The following is a 16,755-nucleotide window of genomic DNA, read 5'->3' on the forward strand; positions in this document are numbered from 1 at the left end:
CCCGCCGCCTCGGCCCGCGCCGAAGCGGCCGCGCTGCGCTCCAGCACCGCCTATGTGCAAGACCTGGAAACTTCCACGGTCATCTTCGCCAAGAACGAAAACGTCGTGCGCCCCATCGCCTCGATCTCGAAGCTGATGACCGCCGTCGTCGTCGTGGACGCAAACCTGCCGATGGACGAGATGCTGGAGATCACCGACGAGGACGTCGACGAGCTCAAGCACACCACGTCGCGGCTGCGCGTGGGCACCAAGCTGTCGCGCGGCGACATGCTGCACCTGGCGCTGATGTCTTCCGAGAATCGCGCCGCCAACGCGCTGGGCCGCCACTACCCGGGCGGCCTGCGGGCCTTCGTGGCCGCCATGAATGCCAAGGCGCAGTCGCTGGGCATGACCAGCACGCGGTTCATCGAACCCACCGGCTTGTCCAGCAACAACGTGTCGTCGCCGCATGACCTGGCGCGCCTGTTGCGCGCGGCGTCGCAGCGTCCGCTGATCCACCGCTACTCCACCGACACGGAGTACGAGGTCGAGATCAACAACCGCACGCAGACCTTCCGCAACACCAACCTGCTGGTGCGCAAGCCCGACTGGGACATCAAGGTGTCCAAGACCGGCTACATCAACGAAGCGGGCGAATGCCTGGTGATGCTGGCGCGCATCAATGGCCGCGACCTGGCGATCGTGCTGCTGGATTCGCAGGGCAAGCTCTCGCGTATCGGCGACGCCGTGCGCATCCGCCGCATCGTGCAGAGCGAAGTGGCGATGGCGTCGATAGGCGCCGGCGGCTGATGGCCGGCTGACCGCTGCGTGTAGCAAAAATGAAGGGCCCGATTGCATCGGGCCCTTTCCTCATTTGGCGCGCACCTGCGCACTGCACTTCGCGGGCTTTCCATCAGAGCCGGCTTTCGCGCCCTGCTTGCCCAGGCTGGCATACAGCGTCAGCACCAGCAGCGCCGCGGCAGCCAACCCTCCCGCCGCAAACAGATTGCCGGTCAAGCCGAAGCCATCGACGATCTGGCCGCCGGCCCATGATCCGAGTGAAATGCCGATATTGAACACGGCCACATACAGCGCGGTGGCAACTTCCACATGCCCCGGCGCGGCCTTCATCATCCAGGTCATGAGGCCGACAGACACGCCGCCATAGGCCAGGCCCCATGCCACGAGCGCCACACCACCGCCGATAGGAAAACCGCCCACGGCCAGGAACAGGGCCGGTGTCAGCAGCAACCCCAGCGCAATTGCCGTCAAGGTCGGCACGGTGCGCTGCGCCGCGGCAATGCCAGCGAGGAAGTTGCCGGCGATGCCCGCGAGTCCATAGGCAAACAGCAACGCGCCAATCCATTGCGCGTCGAACCCCGACACCGACAGCAACAGCGGACGCACGAAGGTGAAGGCCGTGAAGTGCCCGGTCACCAGCAACAACGTCAGCAGCAGCCCCGCCCGCAATCCGCGATTGGCCAGTTGCGCGCCGAACTGGCGCGCGGCGGCCGAACTGGTCACGGGCAACGCCGGCATGACAGCAAGATGAAGCGCCAGCACCAGCGCGCTTAAGACGGCCATGCTTGCGAAGGCCCAGCGCCACCCGGCGAGTTCTCCAATCAGCGAGCCGAGCGGCACGCCCATCACGGAAGCGGCGGCGACGCCGCCAAAGATGATGGATGTCGCCAAGCCGACAGCGCCGTGCGGCACAAGCCGCGCAGCCAGGCCGCCGGCGATGGCCCATATGCCTCCCATGCAGAATCCGACGAGGACGCGCGCAGCGAGTAGCCAACCCAGGCCGGGCGCGAGTGCCGAACCCACGTTGGCGATCACCAGCAGACCCAGCAGGCCGCTCAGGATCTTGCGCCGATCCATGCCGCCCGATGCGATCACTACCAGCGGCGCGAACAGCGCAGCCAGCAACGCGGGGAGCGAGATCGTCAGCCCGGCGGATCCCGTGGAGGCGCGCATCGTGTCGGCAATGGGCGTCAGCAGACCTACCGGAAGCATTTCAGTGGTCACGACGGAGAAAGTGGCAAGACTGGCCGCCCCGACGGCCAGCCATAATGACCGGGCCGCCATCACGCGGCCCGCCATGCCGGTGAGCCATGGGCGCTCAGGCGCCGATGCCCCCACATCGCCACCAACAGCACTACCCCGCCTGCACCGACCGCGACGACGAAGCCCGCCCGTGCGCCACCGGCGTCCACCACGTGGCCGGAAAACGCAGCGCCCAGCGCAACGCCGACATTCAATCCGGCCAGCAGCCAAGTCATGCCTTCGGTCAGGCGTTGCTCGGGCACCAGGCGCTCGACCAGCGACATGGCCACGATCATGGTCGGCGCGAAGAACACTCCAGCAACCAGCACGGCCCCAGCCAGCGCGGCGATGCTGCCGACGAGCAGGAATGGCAAGGTGGTGGCTGCGATTGCCAGGCCGCACAGCAGCAAGAGGCGATGCTGCGGCGTCTTTACCGTGAACGCGCCGTACAACAGTCCGGCCGCGCAGGAACCCACGGCATAGGCCGACAGCACCAGACTGGCCGCGGCCGGCCGGCCCATCTGTTCGGCGAAGGCCACGCTCACGATGTCCACCGTGCCCACGATGACGCCCATCGCCACCATCAGCAGCGCCAGCACACAAACGTGCGCCGATCGGATCACCGATCCGGCGTCCGTGGTGGCGGCGTCTTGCGCCTGGACGGGCGGTTCGGTGTCCCGCTGCACGACCAGCGCGAACACACCAACCATCAGCAGCAGTGCCGCGGCCAGCGGACCGGCCTGGGGAAACACCGCGACAGACAGTCCGACCGACAACGGCGGACCGGCGATGAACGTGACTTCGTCGAGCACCGTTTCCAGGGAACAAGCCGTCTGCAAACGCGGCTGGCCCCGGTACAGCACGGCCCAGCGCGCCCGCACCATTGCGGACATGCTCGGCATGAATCCCGCCAGCAAGGCGCCGGCAAACAGCGTCCAGTTGGCCGCCTGCCACCACGAACCGCCAAGCAGGATCAAAAATCCGATGACGCTAACGGCCGTGGCGACGGGTAGCACGCGCATTTGCCCATGCCGGTCTCCCAGACGGGAAATCTGCGGCGACAGCAGCGCATAGGTCAGCACAAAGGTGGCGGAAACTGCTCCCGCCAAGGCATACCCGCTGCGCAGTTGCGACAGCATGGTGATGATGCCGATGCCGGTCATCGGCAGCGGGATCCGCGCCACGAGGCCCGCCAAGGCAAAGCCCCGCGTGCCGCGGGCGGCGAAAAGGTCGCCATAAGGGTTGGTCATTCAGCTCTCCAGCAGGTATCGGCTTGCCGCTGCACGGCCGGCCAGCGACAATACAAACAGTCCGTATGAATAAGATCCTATATTCATACGGACTGTTTGTAAATAATCATACGCGTCGTATGTAAGGAGAGAGGAATGGTTCGCCGCACGCGCGCCGAGATGGAAGAAACCCGCGCCACGCTGCTCGCAACGGCCAGACAGTGCTTTGCGGCGCACGGCTATGCCGCCACTTCGATGGACGACCTCACTGCGCAGGCGGGACTGACCCGTGGCGCGCTATACCACCACTTCGGCGACAAGAAGGGATTGCTGACGGCGGTCGTGGCGCAGATCGACGCCGAGATGGACGCACGCCTTCAGACGATCTCGGACCGCTCCGACGACGCATGGGAGGGCTTTCGCAAACGCTGCCATGCCTACCTGGAAATGGCGCTGGAGCCCGAGATCCAGCGCATCGTGCTGCGCGACGCCACGGCGGTGCTGGGTGGCGCATCCCCGGAATCACAACGCCATTGCGTGGCGTCCATGCAGCGCCTGATCGACAACCTCATCCAGCAGGGGATTGTGGCCGACGCGGATGCGCAGGCGCTCGCTTCGCTGATTTACGGCAGTCTGGCCGAAGCCGCGTTCTGGATTGCCGACGGCGAAGATGGCAGTGCGCGGCTGGCGCGGGGCAGCGCGGCATTGGAGCTATTGCTGCGCGGACTGTTGGCGACACGGTAGGCAGCACGAATGCGCGGGACCCGTTGCTGCCGCGGGCGGGCATGGCGAGACGCCTGCTCGCCAAGTCAGCGCGCGCTAGGTCGTCATGCCGCGCGGCGCTTCGCGGGCACGGGTTGGGCATCGCACAGCGACGGCGGCAGCCCTTCCAGGACGGCTTGGGCATTGAGCGATTGGATCGGCACGCGGGCATCCCGGGGGATGCGGCCTTCGGCCTGCAGCAACTGATACCGCAGGCAGCACACGCGCAGGAACGAGGTGAAGTTGGCGGCCTCGCCGCGGTACTCGACCAGTTCGTCGTACAGGCGTTCGATCAGTTGCGTGACCCGCATGCCGTCGCGGCCGGCGATTTCTTCCAGCACCTGCCAGAACAGGTGCTCGAGCCGAAGGCTGGTCGCCACGCCGTGCAGGCGCAGCGATCGGGTTTCGCAGGCGTAGGAGTGCTCGGTGGCGCGGATGAAGATTTCACACATGGACGGCTCCTGGGCATCGGCGACACGTTGCCGGGAACGGCGCGCCTGCGAACGACTGTACGACGATTGCCGCGCCGGCCGCAATACGGCCCCGGACTCGGTTACGAGTTGTACCTTCCCGCGCTGATTGATGTACATCATGGTTTTAGCCGCGCAAGCGGCCGAGCATAGTGAAACTGATCAGACTTCGGAGGTAGTGATGAACAAGACCATGAAGGCAGCAGTCGCACGCGCGTTTGGCCAACCGCTGGTAATCGAAGAAGTCGCCGTGCCGCGCCCGGGTCCGGGCGAACTCCTGGTAAAGATCGAAGCCTGCGGCGTCTGTCACACGGACCTGCACGCCGTCGAAGGCGACTGGCCCGTCAAACCCAATCCCCCTTTCATTCCCGGCCACGAGGGCGTCGGCTACGTCGTCGCCGCGGGCGCCGGTGTCACGCACGTCAAGGAAGGCGACCGCGTCGGGATCCCGTGGCTGTACTCCGCTTGCGGCCATTGCGAGCACTGCCTGGGCGGCTGGGAAACCCTGTGCGAATCGCAGCAGAACACGGGCTACTCCGTCAACGGCGGCTTCGCCGAGTACGCGCTGGCGGCTGCCGATTATGTGGGCCTGCTGCCCAAGAACGTTGGCTTCGTCGATGTGGCGCCGGTGCTGTGTGCCGGCGTCACCGTGTACAAGGGCCTGAAAATGACGGACACCCGGCCTGGCAACTGGGTGGTCATTTCGGGGATTGGCGGCTTGGGCCACATGGCGGTGCAGTACGCCAAGGCAATGGGCCTGAACGTGGCCGCGGTGGACATCGACGACGCCAAGTTGGATTTCGCGCGCCGCCTGGGCGCCGAAGTCACCGTCAATGCGCTGACCACGGATCCGGCTGCTTACCTGAAGCGGGAGATCGGCGGTGCGCATGGCGCGCTGATCACCGCAGTGTCGCCCAAGGCGTTCGAGCAGGCGCTGGGCATGGTGCGCCGGGGTGGCACGATTTCGCTGAACGGACTGCCGCCGGGGGATTTCCCGCTGTCGATCTTCGACATGGTGCTTAACGGCGTGACCGTGCGCGGCTCCATCGTGGGTTCACGGCTGGATCTTCAGGAGTCGCTGCAGTTTGCCGAAGAGGGCAAGGTCCACGCCACCGTCGCCACCGAAAGCCTGGACAACATCAACAGCGTGTTCGACCGCATGAAGCAGGGCCAGATCGAAGGCCGCATCGTGCTCGACTTCGCCTGATACCTGCGCTCGTCTTGAACGCGCCCGCTGCGGCATGTGCCGCAGCGGGCGCTTTTTCGTGGCGGCGGCTCGGTACAATCCGGCCTACCCTGATCCCAGAGAGGCCGCATGTCCCCTCCTCCCACTGAGCGTCGCAGCAAGCCTGCCACCAGCCGCGCGCCTCGGCGCGGGTCTGGCCGGGTGACCATTGCGGACGTCGCGCGCGTGGCGGGCATGTCGATGCACACGGTGTCGCGGGTGCTGAACGCCCCCGAGAACGTACCTGAACGCACCGTCAAACTCATCCACGACGCCATCGCCCAGACCGGGTACGTGCAGGACCTGGTTGCCGGAGGCCTGGCCAGCGGCCGCAGCCGTCTGGTGGCGGTGACGGTGCCCACGCTGGGCAGCCCGGTGTTTCTGGAGGCGCTGCAGACGCTCAGCCTGCATCTGAGCCGCCACGGCTATCAGATGATGCTGACCGAAAGCGGATATGACCCCGAGCTGGAAGTGTCCGCCCTGCAAGCGATTCTGGGCCGGCGGCCTGATGGGGTAGTCATGATGCGCACGGTGCTGACCCCGACGGGACGCACACAGTTGCGCGCGGCGCGCATTCCCGTCGTGGAAGCCTGGGATTGGAATGACGATCCGGTTGACATGCTGATCGGGTTTTCGCACGAGGCGGCGGGCGCTTGCGTGGCGCAGTTCCTGTCCGAGACCGGCCGGCGGCGGCCCGTGGCCGTCATCGGGAATGATCCGCGAGCGGGACGCCGGTTGAAGGGTTTCACCGCGGCGGCGCGCGAGTTGCGTTTGATTGACGCGGACGCTGATACGCCGCATGTGCTGATCCCCGCCCCCGCCACGATGGGCGCGGGCCGCAGTGGACTGGCCGAACTGCTGGCGCGCGAGCCCGATGCCGATGCCGTGGTGTGCAGCACCGACATGATTGCCATGGGCGTGTTGCTGGAAGCCGCGGCCCTGGGCAGGCAGGTGCCGGGTGACCTGGCCGTCGTGGGATTCGGCGATCAGGCTTACGCGGCGGCCACCACCCCGCCGTTGACGACCGTGCGCATCGACGGCTCGCTGATTGGCGAGCAGGCCGCGCGCGCCATCATCGACCGCCTGGATGGTCAAGCCAATGCGGGGTTGCGGGTCGATGTGGGATTCACGTTGATGCGGCGACAGAGCGCCTGACGCTTTCCCTCTCCTGCCCACGCTGAACCGCGCTTTGATCTGAGCGGAAACGTCGCATTTCCTGGGGAATCTCCCTATCAAAAATATTAGCGCTAATAAAATATTAGCGCTAATATTTTCCGATACTCACACAAGATCAGGAGACAACATGCTTGACCAAGCCCGTGGCGTGTACATCGTTGCGCAGACGCCCTTTCAGGAGAACGGCGCCATCGACCTGGAGAGCGTCGACTCGCTGACCGATTTCTATTTTTCGCACGGCGCCAACGGGCTGACCGTGTTGGGCGTTGCCGGCGAATCCAACAAGCTCACACCGGCGGAATCGCTGGCGGTGGCGTCCCGGTTCATCGCACGCGCCAAGGACAAGCCGGTCGTGGTGGGCGTCAGCAACAGCAGCGTGGCCCAGATGGCCGAGCTGACCGGTCAGGTGATGGACGCGGGCGCCGCGGGCGTGATGATCGCGCCGCCGGGCGGGTTGCGAACCGAGCAGGAGGTGCTGTCCTACTTCGAGGCCGTCTTCGACCGGATCGGCAATGTGCCGACGGTGCTGCAGGACTTTCCGTTTTCGACAGGCACCTGGATGTCGGTGCCGGTGATTGGCCAGTTGATCGAGCGTCACCCGCAAATCCAGGCGGTCAAGGAAGAGGACCTGCCCAGCATCACCAAGATCACCAAGCTGCGCGCTCTGCCCGGCCGCCGGGTCGCCATCCTGACCGGCAACAACGCGATGTTCCTGCCGCTGGAAATGGGCCGTGGCATTGATGGGCCGATGGCCGGGTTCTCGCATCCCGAGATGCTGTCGCAGGTTTACGCGCTGTACACGGCGGGCCGTGTCGACGACGCCCACGCGGTGTTCGACCGCTACCTGCCTTTGCTGAGCTATGAGAACCAGAGCCAGTGGGGCGTGGCCGTCCGCAAGGAAATCATGAAGCGCCGCGGCGCAATCAAGCATGCGGGCATGCGCCGGCCCGGTCCGAAGCTGGACGCGACCGACCATGCCGAGATCGATCTGCTGCTTGAACGCCTGAAGCGCACGCTCGCCGAAGCGGGTTGACCGAATTTCCCAAACGCCGTGTTCCCGCGGCGTTTCGGGATGCACTGCAGTACCGAACATCAAAAACCATCAGCAAGGAGACAACATGTTCAAGAGCACCAAGCAGGGCATTGCCTACGCGTGCGCGGGTCTGGTCGCGCTGGCGGCGTCGGCGAGCGCGGGTGCGGCGGATAACTGGCCGACCAAACCCATTCGCATGGTCATCCCGTTTTCGGCGGGCGGAAACACCGACGTGGTGGCCCGGCTGATTGCGCCGCACATCGAGAAAGCGGTGGGTCAGCCCGTCGTGGTGGAGAACCGTCCGGGCGCGGCGGGCAACATTGCCGCGGACTTCGTGGCGCGTGCCGATGCCGACGGCTACACGCTGTTGATGGGCACGGTGGGCACGCAGGCCATCAACTACGCCATCTACAAGGACATCCGGTTCAAGCCGGCGGATTTTGCGCCGATCACGCTGGTGGCGTCCGTGCCGAACGTGCTGGCCGTGACGGCCAGCCTGCCCGTGAAGTCGGTGCAGGAACTGATTGAGTACGGCAAGAAGAATCCGGGCAAGCTGAGCTTTGCGTCCAGCGGCGCGGGCAGCTCGATCCATCTGTCGGGCGAAATGTTCAAGAGCCGCACGGGTGTCGACATGGTGCACGTGCCGTACAAGGGCAGCGCCGCGGCCGTGACGGATCTGGTCGGCGGACAGGTGCATCTGATGTTCGACAACCTGCCCACCTCGCTGCCCTTCATCAAGAACGGCACGCTGCGCGCGTTGGCCGTGACCAGCGCGGAACGCAGCACCAATCTGCCCGACGTGCCCACCATGGCCGAGGCCGGCGTGCCCAATTTCGAGGCGGGCTCGTGGTTTGGCGTGCTGGCCCCGGCAGGCACGCCGGCGCCCATCGTGAACCGCATCGATCAAGCCATCGAGAAGGCCATGGCCGACCCCGATATGCAGAAGCGCGTGATCGAGCTGGGCGCGGTGCCCACCGTCAAGGGTCCGGCGGAATTCAACGCCTTCATCGGCACCGAGATCGAGAAATGGAAAGCCGTGGTGCAAGCCGCCGGCGCTTCCGCCAACTGACGCGACAAACGAGCCGGCCATGCCTGACGACGACATCAAAGCCTCTTTACGCGCCGCCTTTCAGGGACGCGTGCTGGACGACGCCGACGCCCTGGCGCCCCACCTGACCGACTACCGCAAGCGGTGGACCGGCCGAACCCTGGCGCTTGCGCAGCCGAACAGTACCGAGGATGTGGCCAAGTTGGTGCACTGGTGCCGCGAGCGCCGCGTTGCCATCTATCCGCAAGGGGGCAACACAGGCCTGGTCGGCGGCAGCGTGCCGGACGGCGGCGGGCACAGCATCGTGCTGTCGCTGGCCCGCATGAACGCCATCCTGGACGTGGACCGCTACAACAACACGTTGACCGCGCAAGCGGGCGCCGTGCTGGCGAACGTGCAGGAGGCCGCCGCGCAGGCGGACCGGCTGTTTCCGTTGAGCCTGGGCGCGGAAGGAAGCTGCACCTTGGGCGGCAACCTGGCCACCAACGCCGGCGGGATTCAGGTGCTGCGCTATGGCAATGCGCGGGACCTGTGCCTGGGCCTGGAAGTGGTGACGCCAGACGGGCAGATCTGGAACGGACTGCGCGGGCTGCGCAAGGACAACACCGGGTACGACCTGAAGCAGCTGTTCATTGGCGCGGAGGGCACGCTGGGCATCATCACGGCGGCCACCGTCAAGCTGTATCCGCGCCCCGCCGCGCAGATGACGGCCTTCGCCGCCGTGCCGGATCCGCACAGCGCCGTCCAACTGCTGTCCCTGGCGCAGTCGTATCTGTCGGCCAGCCTGACGGCCTTCGAACTGATCAGTGGTCCGTCGGTTGAGCTGGTGCTGCAACACACGCCCGGCGCGCGCAGTCCGGTGCCTGCCAAGGCGCCGTATTACGTGCTGCTGGAATCCAGCGACGCCGAAAGTGCGGCCCATGCCACCGAGCGATTCGAGGCGTTGATGGAAGCAGCGTTCGAGGCGGGCATCGTCACCGATGCGGCCATTGCGTCGACCCTGGCGCAGTCGGCCTCGTTCTGGCAGATCCGGCATCACCTGCCCGAAGCGCAATCCATCGACGGCGAGAACATCAAGCACGACATTTCGCTGCCGATCTCGCGCATCGGGGAATTCATCGACGCCGCGCAGACGGCGGTGCATGGCGTGTTGCCCAATGCCCGCATCTTCGTGTTCGGCCATGTGGGCGACGGCAACCTGCACTACAACGTGTCGACGCCGCCCGGCGCGGACGCGTCGGCTTACCAGGCCATGCGCAATTCGGAGAAGGCGGTTTCGGGCGCGGTGTACGACGTGGTGGCGCGCATGAACGGGTCGATCTCCGCCGAGCATGGCGTGGGACAGCTGCGGGTCGGTTCGATCGGCCGGTACAAGCCGGCCAACGAGATGGCGATGATGGCAAGCATCAAGCGCCTGTTCGATCCGCTGGGGTTGTTCAACCCGGGGCGGGTGATCGCCGCGGACTGATGTCGACGTTCATTGAAGCGCGCCCCGGTGGTGTCGCCATCGCCTTCGCCTAGACCGATGCCGGGTCCACTTTATTCACGTCGATGTCATAGCGGCGGACGACCTCACCGATCTTCTGGCGCGGGACGACGCCCTCGTCAGCCAGCGCCTTGACCGCTGCCAGCACGATGAAATGACGATCCACCTCGAAGAAGGTGCGCAGTGATTCGCGGGTGTCCGAGCGGCCGAAACCGTCCGTGCCGAGGGTGATGAACCGGCGGTCCGTGACGAAGGGACGGATCTGGTCGCCGATGATCTTCATGTAGTCGGTCGCCACGACGACGGGGCCTGTCCGGTCTTGCAAGCATTGCTGAACGTACGGAATACGCGGCTCGTCTTCGGCATGCAGCAGGTTCCAACGCTCGGCGGCCAGCCCGTCACGGCGCAATTCGGTCAGGCTGGTGGCGCTCCACACGTCACTGGAGATGCCGAAGTCCTGTTCCAGCAGGTCACTTGCGGCAATGACTTCGCGCAGGATCGAGCCGCTGCCCATCAATTGCACATGCGGTTTGCCGGCCTGCTTCGACACGGCTTCCTGTTTTTGACCGGCGCGCAGCAGGTAGAGTCCCTTGAGAATGCCGGCTTCACTGCCTTCGGGCAGCGCGGGATTCGGATAGTTCTCGTTGAGCAGGGTGATGTAGTAGTAGATATCTTCCTGTTCCGCGTACATGCGCCGCAGGCCGTCCTGGATGATGACCGCCAGTTCGTACGCAAAGGTCGGATCATACGAAATGCAGTTCGGAATGACCGACGACAGCACATGGCTATGGCCGTCGTCGTGCTGCAGGCCTTCTCCCATCAGCGTCGTACGGCCCGACGTGGCGCCCAGCAGGAAGCCGCGTGTGCGCGCATCGGCGGCGGCCCAGGCCAGATCGCCGGCACGCTGCAGGCCGAACATGGAATAGAAGATGTAGAACGGGATGGCTGGCAGTCCATGATTGCTATAGGCCGTGCCCGCCGCGATCCAGGACGAAATCGCGCCGGACTCATTGATGCCTTCCTGCAGGATCTGACCGTCCTTGGCCTCTTTGTAGTAGCTCAACTGGCCCGCATCCTGCGGGGTATAGAGCTGCCCCAGGTATGAATGGATGCCAATCTGACGGAACAGGCCTTCCATGCCGAAAGTGCGCGATTCGTCCGGCACGATGGGAATCACCAGCTTGCCAAGGTTGGGGTCCTTGAGCAGCGTGGTCAGGATGCGCACGAAAGACATGGTGGTCGAAACTCCACGCTCGCCGCTGTCTTTCAGTTGCGTGGCGAAGGCACTGAGCGGCGGCACCGCCATCGGCGCAACCTTGCCGGAGCGCGCCGGAACATAACCGCCCAGCGCGGCCCGGCGCTGCGCGAAGTAGCGGGCTTCTTCGCTGTCGGGCGCGGGTTTCAGGTAGGGCATGTCTTCGAGCTGGTCATCGGGCACCGGCAGCGAAAAGCGATCACGGAACGCACGCACGGCGTCCGCGCTCATCTTCTTCAACTGGTGGTTGATGTTCTGGCCTTCGCCAGCCTCGCCCATGCCGAATCCCTTGACCGTCTTGACCAGGACGACCGTGGGCCGGCCTTCCGTGTTGACGGCTTGCGCGTAGGCGGCGTGCACCTTCTCCGGGTCATGGCCGCCGCGTGTCAGCGCCCAGATCTCATCGTCCGACAAGTGCGCCACCAACGCCAGCAGCTCGGGATACTTGCCGAAGAAGTGTTCGCGCACATAGGCGCCGCTTTGCGACTTGAAGGTCTGATACTCCCCGTCCACGCATTCCATCATGCGTTGGCGCAGCAGGCCGCTCGTGTCGCGCTTGAGCAGATCGTCCCAACCACTGCCCCACAGCACCTTGATGACGTTCCAGCCTGCGGCCCGGAAGGTGCCTTCGAGTTCCTGCACGATCTTGCTGTTGCCCCGCACCGGGCCGTCCAGACGTTGCAGATTGCAGTTGACGACAAAGATCAGGTTGTCGAGGCGTTCGCGCCCCGCGACCGAGATAGCGGCCAGCGATTCGGGCTGGTCCATCTCGCCGTCGCCCAGGAAAGCCCACACCTTGCGGCCCTGGTGCTCCAGCAAGCCGCGGTATTCCAGATAACGCATGAAACGGGCCTGATAGGCGGCGGTCAAGGGACCCAGCCCCATCGACACGGTGGGGAACTGCCAGAAGTCGGGCATCAGGCGCGGGTGGGGGTAAGACGACAGGCCATCGCGTCCCGCCTCGCGGCGGAAGTTGTCCAGCTGCGCTTCGGTGATGCGCCCCTCCAGATAGGCGCGTCCGTAAATGCCCGGTGCGGAATGGCCCTGGATGTAGACCATGTCGCCGCCGAATGTCTCGGTACGTCCCCGGAAGAAGTGGTTGAAACCCACGTCATAGAGCACGGCGGCGGACTGGTAGGTGGCAATGTGTCCGCCCACGTTGGAATGCTTGCCGGCGCGCAACACCATGATCATCGCATTCCAGCGGATGTAAGCATTCAAGCGCTGCTCGATGCCGATGTCGCCCGGGTAGGCAGGCTGCCGGTCCTTGTTGATGGTGTTGACGTAGGCGCTGGTGACGCGGCCATGCATATCACCGTGCCGGCTGGCGTCGAAGTCGGTGAGCCGGTCGATCAGGTAGTGAGCGCGCGGACGGCCTTCGACCGTCGTGACAGCCTCCAGCGCTTCCAGCCACTCTCGAGTTTCCAGCGGGTCGACGTCGACCAGTGCGAGGGGGTGATTCATGGCGGTCCTCCAGGGAAAATGACGGGTTCAAGCGGGACAGCGGTCCACTAACCGGACGGGCGTGGCCAACAACGCTCAACCAATGAATTGCAATTGCAATCGTATGGGCCGCAATTCTAGTTCAGCTAGAATTGCAAATGCAACTAAAACTCGAAAGGAGCCTGCCATGGCGAAAGAGGGAGCGGATCTTTGGTTCTCGTTTGTGCGCGCCCATCGTTTGATGATCCGCGAGGTCGAGAGCCGTCTGGCAGCGGCCAAGCTTCCCGTCTATGCCTGGTACGACGTTCTTTGGGGACTGGAAAGCGGGCCAGGCGGCACACGGCGGATGCACGAACTGGCCGACGCGCTGGCGATCGAACGCTACAACCTCACCCGGCTGGTGGACCGCTTGGAGCAAGAGGGGCTGGTTCAGCGCGCACGCTCGGCCGAAGATGGCCGCGCCGCGTTCGCCACCATCACGAAGGAAGGCCGCGCGCTGCGCAAGAAGATGTGGAAGGTCTACGAAGGTACCGTTGCCGAAGTGTTTCTGAGCCAGTTCAGTGCCGACGATCAAGGCAAGTTTGCCGCGGCGCTGGACCAGGCCGCTGCCGTTGCCCGCGCGCAAGGCAACTGAAGCTGGCAGGCAAGTTGTTCAAGACATGCAGACGCCGCCCGCCGTCTTTGCGGCGTGGATGCGGGCGAGCAAAGACGCTGCGAGCGCATGGCTGACCTCTGTTGATGGGCCTCTTGCACGACGCGGCATCGTGCCATACGATTGCATTTGCAACGATTGCAAATGCAACGCTATTCATCAACAAGGATAGACATGACACAGGCCGATCTCGCGTTCTACACCGCAGACACCCCCAACGGGCAGAAGGTCAGCATCTTTCTCAAAGAAGCCGGACTGACCTATGAGCAGTTCGATCTTGATCTTGAAAAGGGCGACCAGCATCAACCGGAGTTTCTCAAGATCAACCCGAACGGCAAGATTCCCGCCATCGTTGATCGAACAGCCGGCCTGGCCGTCTTCGAATCGGGCGCCATCCTTTCCTATCTGTCGTCGCAAACGGGGTATCTGCTGCCCAGAACGCAAGCCGAAAGCGCTTCTGTGCAGCAATGGCTGCATTTCCAGATTGGCGGCATAGGCCCGATGCTGGGGCAGCTATGGTGGTTTCTACACGCCTCGACAACGGGCAATGCCGAGGCGATACAGCGATACCGGAAGCAATCGCTTCGGCTTTACCAGGTCGTGGATACCCGCCTGAGCGAATCCGCCTTCATCGCGTCGGATAACTACAGCATCGCCGATATTGCCGCGTTCACCTGGCTGAAAACCTGGAACGAATTGCACCTGGACATCAAGCCTTATCCGCATGTCCAGCGCTGGCTGGATGTGATCGCTGCGCGGCCTGCGGTACAGGCGGGGCTTCTGGCGAACAAGCCGGCTTCCCGTGCTGCCCCCAACCAGTCTGTCTCCACCGAGGGCTGAGCCATGGCGTGGACTTATCTGTTCCTTGCCGCAGCCTTGGAGATAGTGATGGGTCTTTCGCTCAAACTGAATGCGGGTTGGACCAAACCTGCGCCAAGCATCATCGCCGTGATGGCGGGGCTAGGCAGCATCTACCTGCTGGCACTGGCCTTACGCGCATTGCCCATGGGAATGGCTTATGCCATTTGGACCGGCATTGGAACGATCGGGCTGGTGCTTGTCGGCGTGCTGGTGTTTCAGGATGAGATGAACTGGACCCGGGCCTGTTTCCTTGGCCTGGCATTCATTGGAATCGTTGGACTGCGCTTCTCCGAGGCGGCAGCGTGAGGAAAATGATCGTCGGCAACTGAGCGCGGCGACCGCGCGCGCCGCGCTCAGTGCGTGATCTCGGTCAGTGCGTGATCTTGGTGCCCAGCACCGCCAGGAACTGCGCCATCCAGGCCGGATGCGCGGGCCATGCCGGCGCCGACACCAGGTTGCCATCCGTGTAGGCCTGGTCGACGGCGATCTCGGCGTAGGTGCCGCCCGCCAGCCGAACCTCGGGTGCGCAGGCGGGGTACGCCGAGCAGGTCCTGCCCTTCAGCACGTCGGCCGCAGCCAGGATCTGCGCGCCGTGGCAGACGGCGGCGATGGGCTTGTTGGCCTTGTCGAAATGCCGCACGATCTCCAGCACCTTTTCATTCAGGCGAAGGTACTCGGGCGCGCGCCCGCCGGGGATCACCAGGCCGTCGTAGGACGAGGGTTCGACGCGATCGAAGTCGTAGTTCAGCGTGAAGTTGTGGCCGCGCTTTTCGGTGTAGGTCTGCGCGCCTTCGAAATCATGGATCGACGTGGCCACCGTGTCGCCCGCCTTCTTGTCCGGGCAGACCGCATGCACCGTGTGGCCGACGGTCAGCAGCGTCTGGAACGGCACCATGGTTTCGTAGTCTTCGGCGTAGTCGCCGACCAGCATCAACAGTCGTTTGCTCATGATTGTCTCCGTGGGATGAGGGTGGCGTCCGGTTGCTTGCCCGCGGATCGGGCTCCGGTTCTTGGTGTTCTTGTCCCATTGTGCCCGCCGCGCCAGCGGGCCAGGTGGTAGCGGGATACCACCGGGCTCCCTCTCTACTCCAGCGCCACCGTCACCGGCTTCGCGCCCAGCAGGTCCACCAGCACCTTCGGATCGATGCCCACCAGATAGCCGCGCCGCCCGCCGTTGATGTAGACCACGGGATACTCCAGCACGTCGGCTTCCACCCACACCGGCATCTTCTTGCGCGTGCCGAACGGCGACGTGCCGCCCACCTGATAGCCGGAGTGGCGCTGCGCAACCTCGGGCTTGCAGGGCTCGACCTTTTTCAGGCCGGCCTGGCGCGCCAGGTTCTTGGTGGAGACTTCGCGGTCGCCGTGCATGACCACGATCAGCGGCTTGGCCGATTCATCCTCCATCACCAGCGTCTTCACGACCGCGTGCGGGTCCAGACCGAGCTGGCGCGCGGCTTCGCCGGCGCCGCCGTGATCGACGTAGTCATACGTGTGTTCGGAATAGGCCACCTTGTGCTGCTTGAGGAATTGGGTGGCGGGCGTTTCGGAGACGTGGCGGGCTTTGCTCATTTTTGTGCCGGTGGGTAGGGAGATGGCGGCGGTCAGCCGCGTGGATGATGGGCCGCGTGCAGCGCCTTCAGGCGTTCGCGCGCCACATGGGTGTAGATCTGCGTGGTGGAAATGTCCGCGTGGCCCAGCAGCATCTGCACGACGCGCAGGTCCGCGCCATGGTTCAGCAGATGCGTGGCGAAGGCGTGGCGAAGCACATGTGGCGACAGGGGCGCATTGACGCCGGCGAGCACGGCGTACTTCTTGACCAGTTGCCAGAACGCCTGCCGCGACATCGCCTCGGCGCGGCTGGTGATGAAGAGCGCATCGCTGACGCGGCCTGCGGCCAATTCGGGGCGTGCCGTGGCCAGGTACTGCGAAATCCAGTGCGCGGCTTCGGCGCCCAGGGGCACGAGACGATCCTTACCACCCTTGCCCAGGACCACGCGCACCACGCCTTCGTTCAGGCTGACGTCCAAAGCTCGCACGCCGACCAGCTCGGACACACGCAGGCCCGTGGCGTACAGGGTCTCAAGCATGGC

At 64.7% G+C, this 16,755-nt stretch carries 17 protein-coding genes; 10 read left to right on the top strand and 7 right to left on the bottom strand.

Annotated elements, in window-relative coordinates; all coding sequences use genetic code 11:
• Positions 1–789 (top strand): D-alanyl-D-alanine endopeptidase (gene pbpG, locus B3446_RS02400; RefSeq protein WP_291377171.1); only part of this gene is annotated, 789 nt, incomplete at its 5' end.
• Positions 790–849: 60 nt separating this feature from the next.
• Here the strand turns inward: pbpG and B3446_RS02405 are convergent.
• Both B3446_RS02405 and B3446_RS02410 read right to left on the bottom strand, forming a co-directional pair.
• Entirely contained in the window at positions 850–2,079 is a 1,230-nt protein-coding gene (locus B3446_RS02405; RefSeq protein WP_291377173.1) for an MFS transporter, read from the bottom strand.
• Positions 2,064–3,272 carry an MFS transporter gene (locus tag B3446_RS02410; RefSeq protein ID WP_291377175.1) on the bottom strand — a complete coding sequence of 403 codons (1,209 nt, stop codon included), beginning with the start codon at positions 3,270–3,272 and terminating at the stop codon, positions 2,064–2,066. Before B3446_RS02410 ends, B3446_RS02405 begins: the two co-directional genes overlap by 16 nt.
• A 135-nt stretch (positions 3,273–3,407) precedes the next feature.
• Between B3446_RS02410 and B3446_RS02415 the strand changes: the two genes are divergently transcribed.
• Entirely contained in the window at positions 3,408–3,995 is a 588-nt protein-coding gene (locus B3446_RS02415; RefSeq protein ID WP_291377176.1) for a TetR/AcrR family transcriptional regulator, read from the top strand.
• 83 nt (positions 3,996–4,078) lie between these two features.
• Here B3446_RS02415 and B3446_RS02420 read toward each other — a convergent pair whose 3' ends face one another.
• Positions 4,079–4,465 (bottom strand): ribbon-helix-helix domain-containing protein, encoded by a 387-nt coding sequence (locus tag B3446_RS02420; protein WP_175125912.1) that lies wholly within the window; start codon positions 4,463–4,465, stop codon positions 4,079–4,081.
• Positions 4,466–4,664: 199 nt separating this feature from the next.
• On the opposite strand from B3446_RS02420, the gene adhP reads away from it, so the two are divergent.
• The 5 genes from adhP (at position 4,665) to B3446_RS02445 (ending at position 10,433) form a co-directional block, all read left to right on the top strand.
• A complete protein-coding gene (gene adhP, locus B3446_RS02425) occupies positions 4,665–5,690 on the top strand; it encodes an alcohol dehydrogenase AdhP (RefSeq protein WP_291377179.1) in 1,026 nt (341 codons plus the stop codon).
• A 108-nt stretch (positions 5,691–5,798) separates the two neighbouring features.
• Positions 5,799–6,863: a LacI family DNA-binding transcriptional regulator gene (locus B3446_RS02430; RefSeq protein WP_291377181.1), complete on the top strand. Its 1,065-nt coding sequence runs from the start codon at positions 5,799–5,801 to the stop codon at positions 6,861–6,863.
• A 148-nt stretch (positions 6,864–7,011) separates the two neighbouring features.
• Positions 7,012–7,917 (top strand): dihydrodipicolinate synthase family protein, encoded by a 906-nt coding sequence (locus B3446_RS02435; RefSeq protein ID WP_291377183.1) that lies wholly within the window; start codon positions 7,012–7,014, stop codon positions 7,915–7,917.
• A gap of 85 nt (positions 7,918–8,002) precedes the next feature.
• Positions 8,003–8,986 carry a Bug family tripartite tricarboxylate transporter substrate binding protein gene (locus B3446_RS02440; protein ID WP_291377185.1) on the top strand — a complete coding sequence of 328 codons (984 nt, stop codon included), beginning with the start codon at positions 8,003–8,005 and terminating at the stop codon, positions 8,984–8,986.
• 19 nt (positions 8,987–9,005) lie between these two features.
• On the top strand, positions 9,006–10,433 hold the full coding sequence (locus B3446_RS02445) for an FAD-binding oxidoreductase (protein WP_291377187.1): 1,428 nt from the start codon (positions 9,006–9,008) through the stop codon (positions 10,431–10,433).
• 49 nt (positions 10,434–10,482) lie between these two features.
• Here the strand turns inward: B3446_RS02445 and aceE are convergent, their stop codons facing one another.
• Positions 10,483–13,170 (bottom strand): pyruvate dehydrogenase (acetyl-transferring), homodimeric type, encoded by a 2,688-nt coding sequence (aceE, locus tag B3446_RS02450; RefSeq protein WP_291377188.1) that lies wholly within the window; start codon positions 13,168–13,170, stop codon positions 10,483–10,485.
• A gap of 166 nt (positions 13,171–13,336) precedes the next feature.
• On the opposite strand from aceE, the gene B3446_RS02455 reads away from it, so the two are divergent.
• From B3446_RS02455 to B3446_RS02465, 3 genes are all read left to right on the top strand, one after another.
• Positions 13,337–13,783 carry a MarR family winged helix-turn-helix transcriptional regulator gene (locus tag B3446_RS02455; protein ID WP_291377189.1) on the top strand — a complete coding sequence of 149 codons (447 nt, stop codon included), beginning with the start codon at positions 13,337–13,339 and terminating at the stop codon, positions 13,781–13,783.
• Between the two features lie 192 nt (positions 13,784–13,975).
• A complete protein-coding gene (locus tag B3446_RS02460) occupies positions 13,976–14,641 on the top strand; it encodes a glutathione S-transferase family protein (protein ID WP_291377191.1) in 666 nt (221 codons plus the stop codon).
• A 3-nt stretch (positions 14,642–14,644) separates the two neighbouring features.
• Complete coding sequence (locus B3446_RS02465; protein ID WP_291377192.1) at positions 14,645–14,968, top strand: DMT family transporter; 324 nt, start codon at positions 14,645–14,647, stop codon at positions 14,966–14,968.
• Positions 14,969–15,032: 64 nt separating this feature from the next.
• On the opposite strand, the gene B3446_RS02470 is transcribed toward B3446_RS02465, so the two are convergent.
• The 3 genes from B3446_RS02470 to B3446_RS02480 form a co-directional block, all read right to left on the bottom strand.
• Entirely contained in the window at positions 15,033–15,611 is a 579-nt protein-coding gene (locus B3446_RS02470; protein ID WP_175125902.1) for a DJ-1/PfpI family protein, read from the bottom strand.
• A 134-nt stretch (positions 15,612–15,745) separates the two neighbouring features.
• A complete protein-coding gene (gene ybaK, locus B3446_RS02475; RefSeq protein ID WP_175125901.1) occupies positions 15,746–16,234 on the bottom strand; it encodes a Cys-tRNA(Pro) deacylase in 489 nt (162 codons plus the stop codon).
• 32 nt (positions 16,235–16,266) lie between these two features.
• Positions 16,267–16,755, bottom strand: a 489-nt coding sequence (locus tag B3446_RS02480; RefSeq protein WP_291377195.1) for a tyrosine-type recombinase/integrase, incomplete at its 5' end; no start/stop codon positions are given.

Source organism: Achromobacter sp. UBA5777 (genome assembly GCF_002418565.1).
GTDB classification, from domain to species: domain Bacteria; phylum Pseudomonadota; class Gammaproteobacteria; order Burkholderiales; family Burkholderiaceae_B; genus Achromobacter; species Achromobacter animicus.

Excerpts from the sequence above, each read along its gene's own strand:
- B3446_RS02405 (WP_291377173.1), bottom strand. The coding sequence starts at position 2,079 with ATGGCGGGCCGCGTGATGGCGGCCCGGTCATTATGGCTGGCCGTCGGG.
- B3446_RS02410 (WP_291377175.1), bottom strand. The coding sequence starts at position 3,272 with ATGACCAACCCTTATGGCGACCTTTTCGCCGCCCGCGGCACGCGGGGC.
- B3446_RS02415 (WP_291377176.1), top strand. The coding sequence starts at position 3,408 with ATGGTTCGCCGCACGCGCGCCGAGATGGAAGAAACCCGCGCCACGCTG.
- B3446_RS02420 (WP_175125912.1), bottom strand. The coding sequence starts at position 4,465 with ATGTGTGAAATCTTCATCCGCGCCACCGAGCACTCCTACGCCTGCGAA.
- adhP (WP_291377179.1), top strand. The coding sequence starts at position 4,665 with ATGAACAAGACCATGAAGGCAGCAGTCGCACGCGCGTTTGGCCAACCG.
- B3446_RS02430 (WP_291377181.1), top strand. The coding sequence starts at position 5,799 with ATGTCCCCTCCTCCCACTGAGCGTCGCAGCAAGCCTGCCACCAGCCGC.
- B3446_RS02435 (WP_291377183.1), top strand. The coding sequence starts at position 7,012 with ATGCTTGACCAAGCCCGTGGCGTGTACATCGTTGCGCAGACGCCCTTT.
- B3446_RS02440 (WP_291377185.1), top strand. The coding sequence starts at position 8,003 with ATGTTCAAGAGCACCAAGCAGGGCATTGCCTACGCGTGCGCGGGTCTG.
- B3446_RS02445 (WP_291377187.1), top strand. The coding sequence starts at position 9,006 with ATGCCTGACGACGACATCAAAGCCTCTTTACGCGCCGCCTTTCAGGGA.
- aceE (WP_291377188.1), bottom strand. The coding sequence starts at position 13,170 with ATGAATCACCCCCTCGCACTGGTCGACGTCGACCCGCTGGAAACTCGA.
- B3446_RS02455 (WP_291377189.1), top strand. The coding sequence starts at position 13,337 with ATGGCGAAAGAGGGAGCGGATCTTTGGTTCTCGTTTGTGCGCGCCCAT.
- B3446_RS02460 (WP_291377191.1), top strand. The coding sequence starts at position 13,976 with ATGACACAGGCCGATCTCGCGTTCTACACCGCAGACACCCCCAACGGG.
- B3446_RS02465 (WP_291377192.1), top strand. The coding sequence starts at position 14,645 with ATGGCGTGGACTTATCTGTTCCTTGCCGCAGCCTTGGAGATAGTGATG.
- B3446_RS02470 (WP_175125902.1), bottom strand. The coding sequence starts at position 15,611 with ATGAGCAAACGACTGTTGATGCTGGTCGGCGACTACGCCGAAGACTAC.
- ybaK (WP_175125901.1), bottom strand. The coding sequence starts at position 16,234 with ATGAGCAAAGCCCGCCACGTCTCCGAAACGCCCGCCACCCAATTCCTC.